At 63.7% G+C, this 18,074-nt stretch carries 15 protein-coding genes; 6 read left to right on the top strand and 9 right to left on the bottom strand.

Annotated elements, in window-relative coordinates; genetic code table 11:
- Positions 1-13: 13 nt before the first annotated feature.
- From QXZ85_RS06580 to QXZ85_RS06570, 3 genes are all read right to left on the bottom strand, one after another.
- On the bottom strand, positions 14-1,015 hold the full coding sequence (locus QXZ85_RS06580; RefSeq protein WP_315702651.1) for a homoserine O-succinyltransferase: 1,002 nt from the start codon (positions 1,013-1,015) through the stop codon (positions 14-16).
- Positions 1,016-1,024: 9 nt separating this feature from the next.
- Positions 1,025-2,329, bottom strand: a complete 1,305-nt coding sequence (locus tag QXZ85_RS06575) for an O-acetylhomoserine aminocarboxypropyltransferase/cysteine synthase family protein (RefSeq protein WP_315744196.1) — start codon at positions 2,327-2,329, stop codon at positions 1,025-1,027.
- A 172-nt stretch (positions 2,330-2,501) separates the two neighbouring features.
- Positions 2,502-3,452, bottom strand: a complete 951-nt coding sequence (locus QXZ85_RS06570; RefSeq protein WP_315769372.1) for an alpha/beta hydrolase — start codon at positions 3,450-3,452, stop codon at positions 2,502-2,504.
- A 147-nt stretch (positions 3,453-3,599) separates the two neighbouring features.
- Here QXZ85_RS06570 and QXZ85_RS06565 point away from each other — a divergent pair, with 147 nt between their 5' ends.
- Entirely contained in the window at positions 3,600-4,487 is an 888-nt protein-coding gene (locus QXZ85_RS06565; RefSeq protein WP_315769371.1) for a branched-chain amino acid aminotransferase, read from the top strand.
- Positions 4,488-4,489: 2 nt separating this feature from the next.
- Here the strand turns inward: QXZ85_RS06565 and QXZ85_RS06560 are convergent, their stop codons facing one another.
- From QXZ85_RS06560 to QXZ85_RS06550, 3 genes are read right to left on the bottom strand one after another with little or no spacing between them, the layout of a single operon-like run.
- Complete coding sequence (locus QXZ85_RS06560; RefSeq protein WP_315744200.1) at positions 4,490-5,371, bottom strand: acyl-CoA acyltransferase; 882 nt, start codon at positions 5,369-5,371, stop codon at positions 4,490-4,492.
- Positions 5,372-5,419: 48 nt separating this feature from the next.
- A complete protein-coding gene (locus tag QXZ85_RS06555) occupies positions 5,420-6,382 on the bottom strand; it encodes an amino acid--[acyl-carrier-protein] ligase (protein WP_315744201.1) in 963 nt (320 codons plus the stop codon).
- A gap of 44 nt (positions 6,383-6,426) precedes the next feature.
- On the bottom strand, positions 6,427-7,653 hold the full coding sequence (locus QXZ85_RS06550; RefSeq protein ID WP_409998245.1) for an acyl-CoA dehydrogenase family protein: 1,227 nt from the start codon (positions 7,651-7,653) through the stop codon (positions 6,427-6,429).
- A gap of 335 nt (positions 7,654-7,988) precedes the next feature.
- Between QXZ85_RS06550 and QXZ85_RS06545 the strand changes: the two genes are divergently transcribed.
- The 3 genes from QXZ85_RS06545 to mtnA all read left to right on the top strand — a co-directional run bounded on the left by QXZ85_RS06545 (position 7,989) and on the right by mtnA (position 10,367).
- Complete coding sequence (locus QXZ85_RS06545; protein ID WP_315769370.1) at positions 7,989-8,261, top strand: phosphopantetheine-binding protein; 273 nt, start codon at positions 7,989-7,991, stop codon at positions 8,259-8,261.
- Positions 8,262-8,363: 102 nt separating this feature from the next.
- Entirely contained in the window at positions 8,364-9,245 is an 882-nt protein-coding gene (locus QXZ85_RS06540; protein WP_315702658.1) for an S-methyl-5'-thioadenosine phosphorylase, read from the top strand.
- A 15-nt stretch (positions 9,246-9,260) separates the two neighbouring features.
- Positions 9,261-10,367, top strand: coding sequence for an S-methyl-5-thioribose-1-phosphate isomerase (mtnA, locus tag QXZ85_RS06535; protein ID WP_315702659.1), 1,107 nt, complete (start codon positions 9,261-9,263; stop codon positions 10,365-10,367).
- 92 nt (positions 10,368-10,459) lie between these two features.
- Here the strand turns inward: mtnA and QXZ85_RS06530 are convergent, their stop codons facing one another.
- Positions 10,460-11,098 (bottom strand): HAD-IA family hydrolase, encoded by a 639-nt coding sequence (locus QXZ85_RS06530; RefSeq protein ID WP_315702660.1) that lies wholly within the window; start codon positions 11,096-11,098, stop codon positions 10,460-10,462.
- An 86-nt stretch (positions 11,099-11,184) separates the two neighbouring features.
- On the opposite strand from QXZ85_RS06530, the gene QXZ85_RS06525 reads away from it, so the two are divergent.
- Both QXZ85_RS06525 and QXZ85_RS06520 read left to right on the top strand, forming a co-directional pair.
- The gene (locus QXZ85_RS06525; protein WP_315702661.1) at positions 11,185-11,952 is read left to right on the top strand and encodes a S1 family peptidase; all 768 of its coding nucleotides are present in this window, start codon (positions 11,185-11,187) and stop codon (positions 11,950-11,952) included.
- A 112-nt stretch (positions 11,953-12,064) separates the two neighbouring features.
- The gene (locus tag QXZ85_RS06520) at positions 12,065-13,567 is read left to right on the top strand and encodes an NAD(P)/FAD-dependent oxidoreductase (protein ID WP_315702662.1); all 1,503 of its coding nucleotides are present in this window, start codon (positions 12,065-12,067) and stop codon (positions 13,565-13,567) included.
- Between the two features lie 209 nt (positions 13,568-13,776).
- On the opposite strand, the gene QXZ85_RS06515 is transcribed toward QXZ85_RS06520, so the two are convergent.
- Both QXZ85_RS06515 and QXZ85_RS06510 read right to left on the bottom strand, forming a co-directional pair.
- Complete coding sequence (locus QXZ85_RS06515; RefSeq protein ID WP_315702663.1) at positions 13,777-14,691, bottom strand: response regulator transcription factor; 915 nt, start codon at positions 14,689-14,691, stop codon at positions 13,777-13,779.
- Entirely contained in the window at positions 14,681-18,052 is a 3,372-nt protein-coding gene (locus QXZ85_RS06510) for an ATP-binding protein (RefSeq protein WP_315702664.1), read from the bottom strand. The genes QXZ85_RS06515 and QXZ85_RS06510 overlap by 11 nt, the downstream gene beginning before the upstream one ends.
- Positions 18,053-18,074: the final 22 nt, after the last annotated feature.

Genomic DNA, 18,074 nt, shown 5'->3' with positions numbered 1-18,074 from the left:
GAGGCGGACTGCCTCACGGCCCCGCTGTCGATGCGGACTGGACGAGGAGATCGATCCAGTTCTTCAGGAGCAGTGTCGCGGCCGTTCCGGCGGCAAGGTCAGTGCGCAGCTTCAGCCCCGGCAGCTCTGCGGCGAGGGTGGGGTCGCGCCTCGCCCGTGCCCGGAATTCGAAGCGCCTCAGCACCTCCTCCGTCGCCGTATCGAAATAGGATGCGGGAATGTTCGGGTAGTCGTCGCGCTCCCCCGAAAGATAGCGCGCGATGTCGCGCATATATTCCCGCTGCAGCGACAGCGCATCGTATTCAGGATGGCCTTGGAAGAAAATGAAGCGGCTCGGCATGTCGCGCACGAAAACGTCGACGCCGACCTGGTCCGATCGCGTCAGGACCCGATAGCCGCAATGCACGAGATCCTGCTCGTCCACCGCGTTGAGGCGAGAATGCGAGACCTTGAGCGCCGACCGTATATTCTGCGTCATCTGGTCTTCGGCCACCTTGGCGCAGTCATAGACGCCCGAACACTTGGCGCCGAGCGGCCGCCGCGCGATGCCGTCGAGATGCAGCACGGCGGCATGGGCGGCGAGGCAGGACCAGATGGTCGAGCGCGTATTTGTCTTCGCCCAATCGACGACCGCCGCAAGCTCCTGCCAATAAGGCTCCTCACGCAGGTCGTCCGCGATCGGTTCCGCGCCGGTCACGATGAGCCCATCCATCTGCGCTCCATCGAGATCGGCGATGTCGGCATAGGTGCCTGCGATATGCGTCTGCGCGGCCGGGGAGCGGGCAATCGAGGGCAAGGCGAAGCAGCGGAACCGGATTCGCACGCGTGGCGGGGCGGCGGTCTCGAGCAGCCGCACAAACTGCCGCTCGGTCGCCTTCAACGCGCCGTCCGGCATGTTGTTGATCAGCCCGATCGTCAGTTCGACCGGCTCGCCTGAACGCCCGTCGCCATCGGCGCTGGCAGGCGCAGCTGTGGAGCCTGCGATCGAGCGGTGCCGGTCGAACAGCAGCGTCATGGCCTTGCGCTATTCAGCCGCCGCCGGTCGGGCCTGTTGTGAAGCCGCTTGGCCCAGCGCCTGGTCGAGGTCCTCGATGATGTCGCTGATGTGCTCGATGCCGATCGACAGCCGGATGGTTTCCGGCAACACGCCGGCTTTGCGCTGCTCCTCAGCCGACATCTGCCGGTGCGTGGTCGACGCCGGGTGGCACGCCAGCGACTTGGCATCGCCGATATTGACGAGGCGTGTAATCAGTTTCAACGAGTCGTAGAAGACCTTGCCCGCTTCGAGGCCGCCCTTGATGCCGAAGGTGAACAGCGACGATGCCCTGCCGCCGAGATATTTCTGCACGAGCGGATAATAGGGACTATCCGGGAATCCCGCGTAGTTTACCCACGCGACGCGCGGATCGTCCCGCAGGAATTCGGCGACTTTCTGCGCGTTCTCGACATGGCGCTCCATCCGCAGCGCCACAGTCTCGATGCCCTGCAGCAGCAGGAAGGCGTTGAACGGCGACAGCACCGCGCCCATCGTGCGCTGATAGACGCTGCGCGCCCGCTGGATGAAGGCGCTTCTGCCGAAATGATCGGTGTAAACCAGCCCATGATAGGACGCGTCGGGTTGGCTGAAGGCGGGAAAGCGGTCGGCGTGCTGCTTCCAGGGGAAGTTGCCGCTGTCGACGAGCATGCCGCCGAGGGTGGTGCCATGGCCGCCCAGAAATTTGGTCAATGAATGGACGGCAATATCGGCGCCGTAATCGAACGGCTTGAGAAGGATCGGCGTCGCCACGGTGTTGTCGACGATGAACGGCACGCCGTTGCGGTGAGCGACCCTGGCGAGGGCCTCGATGTCGCAGACATTGCCGGCCGGATTGCCGATCGTCTCCGCAAACACGGCCTTGGTATTCTCATCGATCAGCCGTTCGATCGCGTCGGGCTGATCGCTTTCCGCGAAACGTCCGACGATGCCCTGGCGCGGCAGAATGTGGCCCAGCAGCGTGTGCGTGGTGCCATAGAGCTGAGGCACGGAGACGATGTTGCCACCATGGTCGGCAAGGTTGACGAAGGCAAAATGCAGCGCCGCCTGGCCGGTCCCGACGGCGAGTGCGCCGACGCCGCCTTCCAGTTCGCTGACGCGCTTCTCGAGCACCGCCGTGGTCGGATTGGAGATCCGGCTGTAGCGATACCCCTCGGCTTCGAGATTGAACAGCGCGGCGCCATGGTCGGCGCTATCGAAGGCGTAGGCCGCGGTCTGGTAGATCGGAACGGCAACCGCCTTGGTGGTCGGGTCGGCCTCGTAGCCGGCGTGAATGGCAATGGTCTCGCTGCGCATCGTCGAACTCCGCTTCGCGCGTTGCATAGGCCGCCGAGATGCAATCCGCGCTTCTTGCCTTGGTAGAGGCGAGGAGTGAAGCGGACAATAATTCGCGACAACAACGACAAAATAACCCTAACAAACTCCAGCGCGGCGCCACGTTCGCCGAGGGACTCCCGCCGAAACCTAATCAATTCATTGGCGGTATTCCCTGCAGCTGCCTGACCTGCTCTCCGAGTTGGGTCAGCGCAGCCTGTGCCTGCGGCAGCAGTGCGCCCATCGCATGGAAATTGTGGACCATACCGTCATGGCACACATGCGCGACGGCAACGCCCGCAGACGTCAGCCGCTGCGCATAGGCATTGCCTTCGTCGCGCATCGGGTCGAACTCGGCGGTGTGGATGATCGCCGGCGGCAGGCCGGCAACGTCAGCGGCGCGCAGCGGCGATATCCTGGGATCGGCAAGATCTGCGCCAGCCGGCAGGTAATCCGAAAGATCGGATTGCAGGGTTGTCCGGTCGATCAGATAGCCTTCGGCGAAGGCGGCGCGCGAGGCTGACGCGTCGGCGAAGTCGAGCACAGGGCAGATCAGACACTGCGCCGCAATGGAGACATCCGCGGTTTGTCGCGCCTGTTGGCAGACGACAGCGGCAAGCGCGGCGCCAGCGGAATCGCCCCCGACCACCAAGCGGCGGGCATCGATTCCGAGCGAAGCAGCGTTGCGCCAGATGAACGCGGTGGCGGCGATCGCATCCTCGATGGCCGCAGGGAATTTGTGTTCGGGAGCCAGGCGATAGTCGATCGAAATCAACCGGCAGCCGATTGCAAGCGCGAGCGCCGCAGAGAACCGGTGATGGGTCTCGATGCTGCCTGCCACCATGCCGCCGCCATGAAAGAAGACGAAGCCGGGAAGGGGCTCATCCACCCGATCGGCCGGCGTATAGAGCCGATAGCAAAGCTGGCTGACGGGACCTGGCAGTGTGCCGTCTACCGTGGTCACGCGGTCGAGATCGGCGCGTGCGAACTGCATCAGCTTGGCCAGCGACTGCCTGCGCTCGTCAGCCGATGTCCGCTGCCGCGTGGCGGGGGAGCCAGCAGCCATCATTGTGAGCAGGCGCTGAGCACGGGGATCGAGAGGCATGGCGGATCCGGTGAAGAAGAGTCCGCATCCATTCTGCCGGTCAACCGTGAATCGATCGTGAGCCACGCAGGCTAGACAAGCAAATCGTTAAAACATTCGCGCGAGAAGTGATGGAAAGCGCGTCAAACCTCTTTGCGAGGAGCCATCATGAGCCACATCGTCAAGCCGGTCAGCTATTCGCAAACCTGGACCTTCTTTGAAGGAGAATGGCACGAGGGCAATGCCCCGATCATGGGCGTGCGGACGCACGCGACGTGGCTTGCCTCCACCGTGTTCGACGGTGCGCGGGCCTTCGAAGGCGTGACGCCGGATATCGATCGCCATTGCGCCCGGGTCAATCAGTCCGCAACCAATTTCCGGCTCAAGCCGGTGGTCGATGTCGAAAGCTGGATCGGGCTCGCGCGCGAAGGTATCGCCCGGTTCAGCCCCAATGCCGAACTGTATATCAGGCCGATGTATTGGGCACAGCACGGCGCCGGCGGTGGTGTGCTGTTCGATCCCGAGACCACCAATTGGTGTCTCTGCATCTATGAGGCGCCGATGCCGCAGCCGACCGGTAACGCCATCACGCTCTCACCTTTCCGCCGCCCGACGTCCGAATGCGCGCCGGTTGACGCCAAGGCGGCGTGCCTGTATCCGAACAATTCACGGGCGCTGCTAGATGCCGCCTCTCGGGGCTTCAACAATTGTCTGATGCTGGATCTGCTCGGCAACGTCGCGGAGTTCGGCAACGCCAACGTGTTCATGGTCAAGGACGGCGTGGTGTATACGCCTGCGCCAAACGGCACGTTCCTCAACGGCATCACCCGCCAGCGGATCATCGAGCTGTTGCGCAGCGATGGTGTGGCTGTGGTCGAGACGACGCTGCGCTATGAGGACTTTCTCCAGGCCGATGAGATCTTCTCGGCCGGCAATTTCGCCAAGGTGGCTCCTGTGACCCGGATCGACGACCGGAGCCTTTCGATCGGGCCGATCTACAGCCGGGCGCGCAAGCTGTACTGGGACCACGCGCATGGAACGAAGCTTGCTGCGTAGGGTCACGGCCCATACACGACCAGTTCGGTATCGCTGAGGTCGCCCAACCGCGGGCGACGTGGTCCCTTGAAATATTTCCGGCCGCGCCGCTCGGTGTAGAGGCCGACCAATCCGGGCAGGGGACCGTTGGCATCGATCAGGACCGCGATCTTTGCGCGCTTGGCCAGGAACCAGCCGATGGCACCGGCACAAGCCGCGTAGTCGGCGACGTCGCGACAATAAACCAGCTGCATGGCCGGCAGAGGAATCAAGCCGCGGCGCATCCTGGCCGGCTGCAGCACGAACGGGATAGCGCCGCGCTCGGAGCGAACCACTATGCTCAGGCACCGGTATCGCGCGTGCCGGAGCAGAAGTGCCGCCTCATCGGCGGGCAGGCCGTCAATCATGGCGGAATCGCCGCTTACGATCTCGACGCGCGCCCTCCGCTCCGTGTGCGACAGAGCCGGGACCGAAAGGAAAAGCCCTTTGCAATAGGCGCGAAAGCCCTGCGCCTCGATGATCGGCCAGGTCGTGCGCGCAGCGCTGATATTGACGTAGCTGACGTGACCAAGCCGCTGTGCGATCTTGGTCAGCATCGGCGCATAGTTGCGGAACGCAGGCGCGACGTACCAGCTCGACAGGTTGCACCAGATTTGCGGCTGCGCCTGGGATTTGCGTTCGGAGTAGATCAAGAGCAGCGCGCCGACGGGCGTGCCGTCGTGGTCCAGCATATAGCCGAGCCGGGGATAGCCCGCCGGGAACTCACGCGCAGCCTGGCGACGAAGGCCCTCAAGCCAGTAGCCGCGCCGTCGTCCGGAGAAGCCCCGCGTGAGCAGATCCGCGACCGCTTCGAGATCGGCCGGCGTGATCTCCCGGCAGCGGATCGTGGATTTCAGCGAACTCATCTGGCGGCCGTGCCAACATCTGTATTTCGAGCATTGCGTCGGCGAATGTCAGTCCGTACTCGCCGTCTGCGGCGCCAGACCTAACATCTCGCGGATGTCAGACGGCCACCGGCTGAGGTCGGTGCCGTGAATGTGGAACATCGCAACCGCCAGACGGTCCATTCCGAACGCCACACAGCCTGTATGCGCAGGCTCGCCGTTTGCATCCGAAATACCCCAGGTCGTGCCGAAATGATCACGATGGTAGTTGAAGCTCATACAGGCGGTCGGCTGCGCTTCGGAGCGCAGCGGCACCAGTAGTTCGAATTTCAGCGATTGCTGCTTCTGGCTCACCGCCTTCATCTGGCCGACACGGCCGAAGAAGGGGTCGCTGGCCTGATCGACTTGGAAGGGCAGGCCGAGATCGCGGGCGATCGCCTGCGCGCGGACCATCCAGCGCTCGCGGAAGCCGGAGACATCGTCGGGAGTGCCGATGCAGACATATTCGCGCATTCGGAACGACTGCAGCCGGTCGAGGTGCCGCGACGGCTCGCGGCGGAAGCAGTCGGCTGCGACATCGAAGCGAAGGCCGTTCTCGGGGAGCGGGCCGCGGCTCGCAGCGATCGGATAGACCGGATAGCAAGCGGCCGGCGAGAGCACGAGGTCGGCCGGCGACAACGACGTGGTCCAGTCGCCGCCTGCCTCGAAGCGGCTGACGGCGGCATTGATGTCGCGCTCGGTGCCGTGCAGGCCGCAGACGCAACCGAGCAGATTGGGAAAGCTCTTGAGGTAGCCGGATTTCTCCAATTGCGCGCGGCTCATCACCGGCGGGAAGCGCATCACCTCGGTGCCGGGTTCGCGGTGGCGTGTGATCAGTGCGGCCAGACGTTCGACCACATCCTCATAGAGCGCAGTCCGCGCATAGACGCCATCAGCGCCCATCCGGTGGAACAGCTTATCGGCGAGGTGATCCAACGGATCAGCCGGCTGCGGCGTAACTTCTGGCGATTGCCGCAGGACAGGGATGGTCATCTTAAAAGGTCCTAATGCAAAGATCGGGCTTGAAATGGGAATCGTCAGTCGTGCAGCGAGGTGGGAATGGCGCTCATCAGGCTCGATGTCGCGACGTTGGCGAGGATGCGGTCGTTGTTGATCATAATCGGTGCAGACAGCACGTCACGCAGGTGGCGCCCGATCGTGAATTCGCCGTCATTGCGATAGCCGGACAGGCCGCAGGCGCGCATTGCCCGCATCACGGTCTCGACCGCGAGTTCGGAGGTCTCGACCTTGAGCAGGGTGATCGAGGACTGGAAGTCCAGTGAGGTCAGTGCGCGCTCGTCATGTTCGCGGGCCATGAAGGCATCCATATTGGTCGCGATCAACGCGCGCAGCTTGGCAAGCGACATCCTGGCGGCGGTGAAATGCGCTACGGCGGGCGGCGTCTGGCCGCCGCCGCTGCGTGCCGCCTTGCGGATGAAGCGTTGGGCGCGCTGGACGGCAGCGGCCGCGACTCCGGCCCAGGCCGAAGACCAGGTCAAATGCGCGAACGGCGTCATGGTCTGGGTGTGAATGCGGTCATAAGGTTCGGCGAACATGCGATCCGCGGGGCAATGCACCTTCAGTTCGAAGCCGGTCGAGCAGGTGCCGCGCATGCCGAGCGTTTCCCAGCCGAGTGTCGACTTCAGCGAATAATCGTCCCGGGTCAGGGCCAGCAGCACCTGGTCGGATGCGGCAGCATCATCGGCGCGCCGCGCAATCGTGACCAGTCCGTCGGCTTCCGCGCCGTAGGAGATTACCGTGGCGTCGCGGAGCAGGCTAATCTCGTCGCCGCTGCGGCTGATCGCAGCGGCGCTGGCGCGGATGTTGCCGCCATTCTGGCCCTCGGTGGTCGAGGACGCCAGCAGGAGCTGTTCGGAGGCGACACGCCGCATCAGGGCTTCCATGTAAGGGCTGCCACGGCCGTGCCGAACCAGGCACGCCACCTTGGTCTGATGCATCGCGAAGATCATTGCGGTGGAAGCGCAGGCGCGGCCGAGCGTGTAGCAGACCTCGGCGATATCCTGCACCGAAGCGCCGAAGCCGCCGAACTCGACCGGGATCTGCATTCCCAGGAGCTTCTGCTGGCGCGCGGCATCGATCGCAGCCTTGGGAAAGCGCCCCTGCCGATCGACCTCGTCCGCTTCCGCCGCGGCCTGTGCGGCAACCGCCGACATCCGTTGCAGGAACAACGAGCCGCGATCGTGCAGCAGATGTCCGCCGTCACTCGGCGTGGGGTGATGAAGTGCGGTATCCTGGACGTTCATGACCCGATCTGGCCTCCGATTGCCGGCACTGGAGCTCAGCGCCGGCATCCGCGGGGACGCCAAGCCGATACTCGGACCGCTCATTGTTGCTCGTCAGCGTATGGATTTGATTCAAATACGTCGACGAAATTCAGGGTAAACACGATCTAATCCGGGCGCGGCGGTTAACTTCCGGTTCTTTCGATTCGGCAAATTGTCACCAAGATGTTAGCCTTAAGATCAAATGCGAGAGAAAGCCGCCACGCGCGCGGCTGATTTTACAACATGGTCGCGTTATTTTCGGGTGGGCATACCGCGATGGATTTTCGGAAATTGTGAGAGTTGAGAGGGCGTATATGCAAGGGGCGGAAACCGATGTTCGCAGCAGGATCGTGGCGTTGGTGCGCGGGATTCTCGCGCAGAACTCCATTTCGGCCGAACTCTCCCCCGAAGTGCTGCTGGTCGACGCCGGGCTCACCTCGATGGACATGGTCAACCTGATGCTTGCGGTCGAGGCCGAGTTCGACTTCACCATTCCGCAAGAGCAGATCACGCCGGAGAACTTCCAGTCGATCGCAACTTTGGAGCGGCTGGTCTCAGGCCAGTTGCAGGCCGCCACCGCTGCCTGATGCGCTCACGAGGGTCACATCTTCGGGTGGACCTCTCGCCGCCGGTTCTCAAATCCGATCAAAGCTGGCATAGCTTATCCCCGGACGTGAGATGGGGTGAGCATGACAAAGTCAGTTCTCGGCATTATCGGCGGGTCCGGGATTTATGATCTCCCGGGACTTGAGAATGCACGTGACGAGGTGATCGCCAGCCCTTGGGGCGAGCCCTCTGCGCCGTTGCGCCGAGGCGTGATCGCCGGCCTGCCGATCGTCTTCCTGCCGCGCCATGACAAGGGCCATCGGCTCTCGCCCTCGGACATTAATTATCGGGCCAACATCGACGTCCTGAAGCGGGCCGGCGTGACCGATCTGGTGTCGCTGTCGGCGTGCGGATCGTTCAAGGAGGATCTGCCGCCCGGCACATTCGTGCTGGTGGATCAGTTCGTCGATCGGACCTACAAGCGCGAGAGCTCCTTCTTCGGCAAGGGCTGCGTCGCCCATGTGTCGATGGCGCATCCGGTGTCGCCGCGATTGCGCATCCATCTGGCCGCAGCGGCGGAAGCGGAAGGCATTCCGATCGGGCGCGGCGGCACCTATGTCTGCATGGAAGGTCCACAATTCTCGACCTATGCCGAGAGCATGACCTACAAGGAGCTTGGCTATTCCGTGATCGGCATGACCAACATGCCGGAGGCGAAGCTCGCGCGCGAAGCCGAGATCTGCTACGCGACCGTGGCGATGGTCACGGATTTCGACTGCTGGCATCCGGACCACGACGCAGTGACCGTGCAGGACATCATCCGCGTGTTGACGACGAATGCGGAGAAGGCCAAGGCTCTCGTTGCCCGGCTCGCGCAGGAATTCCCGCGCGAACATGAGGCCTGTCCGATCGGCTCGGACCGGGCGCTCGATGCGGCGCTGATCACGGCGCCGGAGGCCCGCGATCCTGAACTGCTCAAGAAGCTCGATGCAGTGGCAGGACGGGTGTTGCGGAGCCAGCCCTGAGAGGAGGACGCGCGGATGAAGGTCGACGGCAGGCATTACCGCAGTATCTGGCTCGACGCCGACGGCTGGTCGGTCGCCGCCATCGACCAGCGCCGGCTGCCGCATGAATTCGTCGTTGCTAAGCTGACCACCTGCGAGGAAGCCGCGGAGGCGATCCGCACGATGCTGGTGCGTGGGGCGCCGCTGATCGGCGCTACGGCCGCCTTCGGCATGGCGCTCGCCATGCGTGACGACCGCTCCGACCAGGCGATCGACCGTGCCTACCAGATGCTGCTGGCGACGCGGCCGACCGCGATCAACCTGAAATGGGCGCTCGACACCATGGCCGCGATGCTGCGCCGGCTGGCGCCGTCGGAGCGGCAAGGCGCCGCCTATTCCCGTGCTGTCGATATCGCCGGCGAGGATGTCGTCATCAATCAGGGCATCGCGCAGCACGGCTTGGAGGTGATCGAGGCGATTGCCGCGCAAAAGAAGCCGGGCGAGCCGGTCAATGTACTGACCCACTGCAATGCCGGCTGGCTCGCGACCGTGGACTGGGGTACGGCGACCGCCCCCATCTACCTCGCTGCTGATCGTGGCATTCCGATCCATGTCTGGGTCGACGAGACCAGGCCACGTAACCAGGGCGCCTCGCTGACCGCGTGGGAGCTCGGCCATCATGGCGTCGCGCACACCGTCATTCCGGATAATACCGGCGGGCACCTGATGCAGCACGGCATGGTCGATCTTGTGATCGTCGGCACCGACCGCGTTGCCGCCAATGGCGACGTCTGCAACAAGATCGGCACTTATCTGAAAGCGCTGGCGGCGCACGACAACGGCGTGCCGTTCTATGTCGCGCTGCCGTCGCCGACCATCGACTTCGCGGTGGCCGACGGCCGGCAGATCCCGATCGAGCAGCGCAGCGCCAGCGAGGTGACCGATATGACCGGCCGAACCGCCGACGGGCGGATCGAGACCGTGCGCATCGTGCCGCCGGGATCGCCCGTGGCGAATTACGGTTTCGACGTGACGCCGGCGCGGCTGGTGACCGGCCTCATCACCGAGCGCGGCGTGCTGAATGCGGATAGCGCCTCGCTCGCGGCCGCGTTTCCGGAGCGGGCGAAGCAGAGCAACTATTAACCCTTCGTCGTTGCGAGGCGCGCATGCGCCGACGCAATCCAGCCTCTTTGTGTGACGCTGGATTGCTTTGGTTCGCTCACAATAACGCAGGACTAGCTCAGCTTCATCCCCGTTGCGGTCTCGAGCTCTGCGATCGCCTGAGCCGCGTTCGTAACCTTGATCGTGGTCATCCCCATCTCGCGAGCGGGCTTCAGATTGACGCCGAGATCGTCGAGATAGACGCAGCGTTCGGGACGAACCCCGAGCGCCTCGGTCATCATCTGGTAGATGCGCGGATCCGGTTTGCGCAGCCCGATCTTGGCGGACTCGATCACATGGTCGAACAGCGCCATCACCTCGGCGACATAGAGCGAGCGCCCGGCCTGGCTGCCGATCGCATTGGCCGGCAGATTGTTGGTGATACAGCCGGTCTTGAACTGCTCGCCGATGCGCATCAGCGCCTCGACCATGTCCGGGCGCAGGTCGCCCGCAAGCAGCGGCAGCACCTCCCTGCCGCGCACCGCGGCGCCGCCGAGCGCGAGCGATTCCTCCGCGAACAGGCGGTCGAAGGCGTCGAGATCGATCTCGGCGCGTTCGAATTTCGCCCAGGCGTTTTCCAGGTGATTGGCGGCGTTGGTGTTGCGGATGATGTCGGCAGGATAGCCGCATTCCTGTTCGAACCGGGCGAACGCCTCAAAGGGCGAAGTCGTCAGCACCCCGCCAAAATCAAAAATCACCGCCTCGACCATCATTTCCTCGCCGATTGTCCTGCAGCGACATCGCTAGCACGCAGCGTACTGCTTGGCGATATCGGCGCCAGACGCTATGGCTGAATACGATGAAGCTCGTCCTCAGAACCGCAGCCGTCTTGCTGCTCGGCATCTCTCCGGCCGCCGCCATCGTCGGCGGCGCACCGTCTTCGAACGATGCCGTCGGCCGTTCAGTCGTGACCATCGTCGGCTCGCGCGGTAATTTCTGTAGCGGAGCACTGATCGCGCCGAAGCTGGTGCTGACGGCCGGGCATTGCGTACAGCCCGGTGCCGACTACCGCATCGTGGAATATGATCGCGAGCGCAAGCCGCAGCTCAAGACGGTCCGACGCGTCGCGGTTCATCCCGCCTTCAACATCCAATCGATCCAGGCGCATCGTGCGACCGCCGATGTCGCGCTGTTGGAACTGGATGCACCGGCCAGGGATCGCTCGCCCGCGATGCTCGGCGTCCCGCAGCTTCCGCTCGATGCCGGCAATGCCTTTGCCATCGCAGGCATCGGCGTCACGATCAGAGGCGACGGCAAGAGTGGCGGCGTGGTTCGAACGGCGTCCCTCGTCGCCACGGGCAAACCCGGTAGCTTGCAGATCAGGCTGGTCGATCCGGTGACACAAGGTACGAAGCCCGGACTCGGTGCTTGCACCGGAGATTCCGGCGGACCCGCGTTCGAGCAGCAGCAAGCGGGGCCTGCCGTGATCGGCGTCATTTCCTGGTCCACCGGCCCAAACGTTACCGACGGCTGTGGCGGACTGACCGGCGTGACGCCGCTGACATTATACCGGGACTGGATCATGCAGACCGCGCGGCAATGGGGCATGCCGCTCGACGGAAATTGATGCGGATCGAATAGTCGGACCGTGCGCGGTGATCAGTTGACCGAACGCGCAATCGGGTCCAGCCTGAAGGCTGAGGAAACCAAGCCAAAAATCAAGCTCAAGGCGAATAAGAATGAATGTCATCGCGCCCATGCGGGAGGCGTCGGCGTCTCACGCCACCGAACATTTCGAGGTGCTGATCGTCGGAGCTGGTATCTCCGGTATCGGCAGCGCCTATCACCTGACCAGGCAGTTGCCTGAGACCAGCTTCGTCATTCTCGAGAGCCAGGAGAGTTTCGGCGGAACTTGGCGCACGCATCGCTATCCCGGCATTCGCTCGGACAGCGATCTGCACACCTTCGGCTACAGCTTCAAGCCGTGGGTAGGGCCGCCGATCGCGACGGCCCAGGAAATCATGAACTACATGGGCGAGGTCATCCAGGAGAACGATCTCGGCCCGCACATCCGATACGGGCACAGGATCGTCTCGGCGAGTTGGTCGAGCGCGAGCAATCTATGGACGATCGAAGCGGTGAAGGGGACTGACGAAACGCCGGTGCGCTTCACCGCCAATTTCCTCTGGATGTGCCAAGGCTATTACCGCCATTCGGAAGGCTACACGCCGGAATGGCCTGACATGGCCAAGTTCAAGGGCCGCATCGTGCATCCGCAGCGATGGCCTGAAGACATCGAACTCGAAGGCAAGCGGGTGGTCGTGATCGGCTCCGGCGCGACCGCGGCAACGATCCTGCCGGCCATCGCCGGCCAATGCGCCCACGTCACCATGCTGCAGCGATCGCCGACCTATTTCCGGATCGGCCGCAATGCGATCGAGCTCGCCGAGGAGCTGCGCCGGCTCCAGGTCAAGGAGGAATGGATCCACGAGATCGTGCGGCGCAAGATCCTGTTCGAGCAGGACTGGTTCACCAAGCGCTGCATCGCCGAGCCGGAGCAGGTGAAGAAGGAGCTGGTCGGTCAGATCGCAGCGATCCTCGGTCCCGAATACGCGGCCAAGCATTTCACGCCGAGCTACCGGCCGTGGCGGCAGCGCATTGCCTTCGTTCCCGATGCCGACCTGTTCGAAGGCATCAAGAGCGGCAAGGCCTCTGTCGTGACCGACGAGATCGAACGTTTCACCGAGAGCGGCATCAAGCTCAAGTCCGGCGACGAGCTGCACGCCGACATCGTCATCACCGCGACCGGATTCAACCTGTGCATGCTCGGCGACATTGCCTTCACTATCGACGGCAAGCCGCTCGATTTTGCGGATACCGTGACCTATCGCGGCATGATGTTCACGGGCGTGCCGAACATGGCCTGGGTGTTCGGCTATTTCCGGGCCAGCTGGACCTTGCGCACGGACCTGGTGGCGGACTTCGTCTGCCGGCTGCTCAAGCACATGAAGGGGATGGGCGTTCGCAAGGTGGTGCCGGCGCTGCGCTCCGAGGACCACAACATGCCGCTCTTGCCCTGGATCGATCCGGAGAACTTCAACCCTGGCTACATGATGCGCAACATGCATCTGTTGCCCAAGCGTGGCGACAAGCCGGAATGGCAGCACAGCCAGGATTACTGGGCCGAGAAGGACGAGATTCCTGCGATCGATCTCGACGACAAGGCGTTCGTGTATGGTTAATCTCGTCGAGTGGCATTCTTCAGCTGCGCCAAATGCCGCCGTCATCCCCGCGAAAGCGGGGATCCATTACCACCGGCGAATGTTGTTGCGCGAAGACTGCAACGACCGATCTTAGCTTACAGCTGCGTCACGCGGTATGGGTCCCGGGTCTGCGCTTCGCTTGCCCGGGACGACAGCGTCGCTTGTCGTGCCGCCCATACATAACAACTTCAGGTCTCCCGCCGTGCCACGCTGGTCGCGATCGCTGCCGCCGCGGTGCGGTTCTCGACACCGAGCTTGGCGTAGATCTGCTCAAGGTGCTTGTCGACCGTGCGCGGACTAAGTCCCAGGATTTGCGCGATGTCGCGGTTGGTCTTGCCCTTGGACAGCCAGGACAAGACCTCGCCCTCGCGGGTGGTCAGGCCGAACTCGCTAGAGAACTCGGCCGGCATCGCGCTGGTCGATTCCTTGGAGAGCCTGAGCAGGAACTCGTTGGCGCCGGCGCTGCCCATGTAATGGAGTTTGAGTTCCGGGCGATCCGGAATCGAAGCCGCAGCCTTGCCCACGGCCTTGCCCTTTTGCGCCTGATCGAGCCATTGGCGCAATGAGTCCGGCAACACCAGCGTATCATTCGTGCCAAAACTGTCGTTCAGAAGCTTCTGCGCCTGAGGGGTCGACCACATCAGCCGGCCGTCTCGGTCGACGGCGAGCAGGAATCGTCCGGAGACGTCGAGCGCGGCGCGCGCGCTCTGTGTCATGCGCGCATTCGCGAGGTGCACGCGGATGCGCGCCAGCATCTCCTGGACCACGATCGGCTTGGTGACGTAGTCGACGCCGCCGGCGTCAAGTCCCTTCACGATATGCTCGGTGTCGGCGAGCCCCGTCATGAAGATCACTGGCACGTTGCTCAAGCCTGCGTCGCGCTTGAGCTTGCGGCAGGTCTCGAACCCGTCCATGCCCGGCATGACGGCGTCGAGCAGGATGATGTCGGGCGTGATCTGGTCGACGATGCGCATCGCCCCCGCGCCGTCGAGCGCCACCATCACGGTCATGCCCATGCCGTCGAGCGCGTCGGTCAACAACCGCAGGGTCTCCGGCGAGTCGTCGACCACGAGCGCGACGTCGCGTTTTCTGTCAATGCTCATAGGCGTGCAGGGTCTTCAGGGTTGCCATATACTGATCGAGGTCGAAACGGTCGACCAGGGCGCGCATCTGCATCACGAAATCGGCGTGCTCCGGGTGCTCGGTGCCGATCTCGTCGAGCTTGATCTGGATGGCCCGGATATAGCCGATCTGGCCGAGCCCGATCAGCTCTTCGAGATATTTCAGCGGTGGCCGCGATCCCGTTTCGGGCCGCCAATGCGGGACGGCAATTGCGTCGGTCTCATAGCTCCATTCGAGCTTGAGCAACTGCCGGACCGTTTCCAACAGGCGCGGGATATCGATCGGTTTCATCAGATAGCTGTCGTGGAACGGCTGCGCCAGCGGCCGGCCGTGCGCCTCCAGCGCGCTCGCCGAGGTCATCAGGATGCGGGCATGATGATGGCCGCTGTTGCGCAGGGTCTCGGCGACGGTCCAGCCGTCCATGCCGGGCATCGAGATGTCGAGGATGAAGAGATCGGGCTGGCAGTGCTGGGCAAGCGCAAGACACGCCGGGCCATCGGGCGCGCTGAGCAGGATGAAGCCGAGCGGCGTCAGCACCTCGCGCAGGAGATCGCGATGCACGGGATCGTCGTCGGTCACGAGGATGGTTTTCCGAGGTCCCTGATAGCCGGAGACGGGCGCCTTGACCGGCGCGTGCCGCGTCGGGTTGGTGACTTCCGACAGCAGGATCTTGACCCGGAAGGTGCTGCCGATGCCCACTTGGCTCGTGACTTTGATGTCGCCGCCCATCACGCCGGCCAGGAGTCGGCTGATCGTGAGCCCGAGTCCGGTGCCGGTATGCGGCTGGGAGGCGCCGAGCGCACCGCGCTCGAACGGCGCAAAGATTCGCTCGAGGTCGTCCGGCTGGATGCCGGGGCCGGTGTCGATCACCTCGAATTCCGCGACGGGACTGCGATAGTGAACGACGAACTGCACGCTGCCGGTTTGCGTGAATTTGATCGCGTTCGACAGCAGGTTGATCAGGATCTGCCGCAGCCGCTTTTCGTCGGCATAGACCACGACAGGCAGCACGGCAGGTCGCTTGAACACGAAATCGATGCCCTTGGCGGAGGCCTGCAGCCGGAACATGCCGACCAGCTGGTCGAGGAATTCGCTCAGGCGCACCTCGTCTCGCGAGAGGTAAAGCCGGCCGGCCTCGATCTTGGAGATATCGAGAATGCCGTCGATCAGGCCGGAAAGATGGTCGGCGCTACGCCTGACCACGCGCACCTGATCGCGGGGCTTGGGCGGCAGGCTGGCGTCTTGCTCGAGAAGCTGCGCGTAGCCGGAGATCGCATTGAGCGGCGAGCGCAGCTCGTGGCTCAGCCCGACCACGTAGCGGCTCTTGGCGAGATTGGCGGATTCGGCCACCTCCTTGGCGCGCTGCAGCTCGGCATCGGTGCGCTTATGGGCCTCGATCTCCGCGATCAGGAGCTGGGTCTGCCGTCGCGTCTCGGCTTCCGCGGCACGGCGGCTTTGCTGTGCCAGCACGAACAGCCACGTGACGACGCCGATGATGATGGAGAGCGCGAAGAAGACCTTCCACAGGACGTCCGAGATGACCTGCCTGTCTGCCGGCTGCGCGGCGGAGGTCTCCAGATAGATCATGCCGAGCGTGAGCGCGACGAGGCCGGCCGAAGTCACGAACACGCCGAGATAATGGCCGAGCTGCGAATTGATCCGCACCAGGATCCGTTCCGGCAGCATGCCGCCGAGTGCGGCCGCGAGCTGAGCCTGCACGCGCGCGTGCGGCTTGCACAGGTCGTGGCAGCGCGCATCGAGCGAGCAGCATAGCGAACAGATCGGGCCGGCATAGGCGGGGCAGGAGGTGGTGTCCTCCGGCTCGAAATGGTGCTCGCAGATGCAGCACTGGATCCGCTCGATGGTCTGCCAGCTTCGTTTCGGCTTGCGGGCCAGATAATACTTGCCGTCGGTGAGATAGGCGATCGCGGGAGCCGTTATCAGCGCAACCCCAAGCGCAACGAAGGTCGACAGCGCCTTTGCGGTCGGACCGAACAGGCCGTAGAAGGCGCAGATCGAGACGATGGTTGCGATCGTCATCGCCCCGACACCGACCGGATTGATATCGTAGAGGTGCGCGCGCTTGAATTCCATATGCTGCGGTCGCAAGCCGAGCGGGCGGTTGATGACGAGATCGGCCACCAGTGCGCCGACCCAGGAGATCGCGATGTTGGAGTAGAGCGCCAGCGTCTGTTCGAGCGCCTTGTAGACGCCGATCTCCATCAGGAGCAGCGCCACCACGACATTGAACACCAGCCACACGACGCGACCGGGATGGCTGTGGGTCAGGCGCGAGAAGAAGTTCGACCAGGCGATCGAACCGGCATAGGCGTTGGTGACGTTGATCTTGATCTGGGACAGAATCACGAAGGTGCCGGTCAAGGCCAGCGCGAGGTCAGGCTGAGCCAGCACGTAGCGAAAGGCTTCGAGATACATATGAGCCGGCTCGGCGGCCCGCTCGGCCGGCACGCCGTGACTGAGTGCAAAGAACGCCAGGAACGATCCAGCCAGCAGCTTGAGAGCACCAAGCACGATCCAGCCAGGGCCGGCCGACAGCAGGGCGATCCACCACGACCGCTTCGATGTGCGCTGGTCGCGCGGCAGGAAGCGCAGGAAGTCGACCTGCTCGCCGATCTGCGCGACCAGCGAGAACACCACGGCGGCTGCGGTGCCGAACAACGCCAGATCGAGATGACCGGCGGGATCGCCGTGCTCGCCCGGGAACTGTTGCCAGTCGGCGAACGAATGCGGGCTCGCATAGGCGATGGCGGCAAAGGGCAGGATGTGCAGCACCACCCAGAGCGGCTGCGTCCAGAGCTGGAAGCGGCTGATCAGCGTGATTCCATATGTTACCAGCGGGATGATCACGACGGCGCTGATCAGATAGCCGATCGGCCGCGGAATGCCGAAGCACATGTCCAGCGCCGAAGCCAGGATCACCGCCTCGATCGCGAAGAAGATGAAGGTGAAGCTCGCGTAGATCAGCGAGGTGACCGTCGAGCCGATATAGCCGAAGCCGGCGCCGCGGGTCAGCAGGTCGATGTCGATGCCGCATTTGGCGGCTTGGTACGCGATCGGCAGCCCGCAACAGAAGATGATGATGCTCGCCACCAGGATCGCCGCGGTCGCATTGGTCACGCCGTAGTTCAACGTGATCGTGCCGCCGATCGCCTCCAGTGCCAGAAACGAGATCGCGCCCAGCGCCGTGTTGGCGACGCGAGCGGCGGACCAACGCCGCGCGCTCTTGGCCGTGAACCGAAGCGCGTAATCCTCCAACGTCTGGTTGGCGACCCACTGATTATATTGGCGCCTGACGCGGTCTATCCGCTGCCGCCCTGCCACTCCCTAAACTCCTGAACCGTAG

The organism is Bradyrhizobium sp. SZCCHNGR1005, assembly GCF_032489995.1.
Lineage (GTDB): Bacteria > Pseudomonadota > Alphaproteobacteria > Rhizobiales > Xanthobacteraceae > Bradyrhizobium.
The sequence above is the reverse complement of the archived record's forward strand: the minus strand, read 5'-3'. Positions and strand labels throughout refer to the sequence as shown.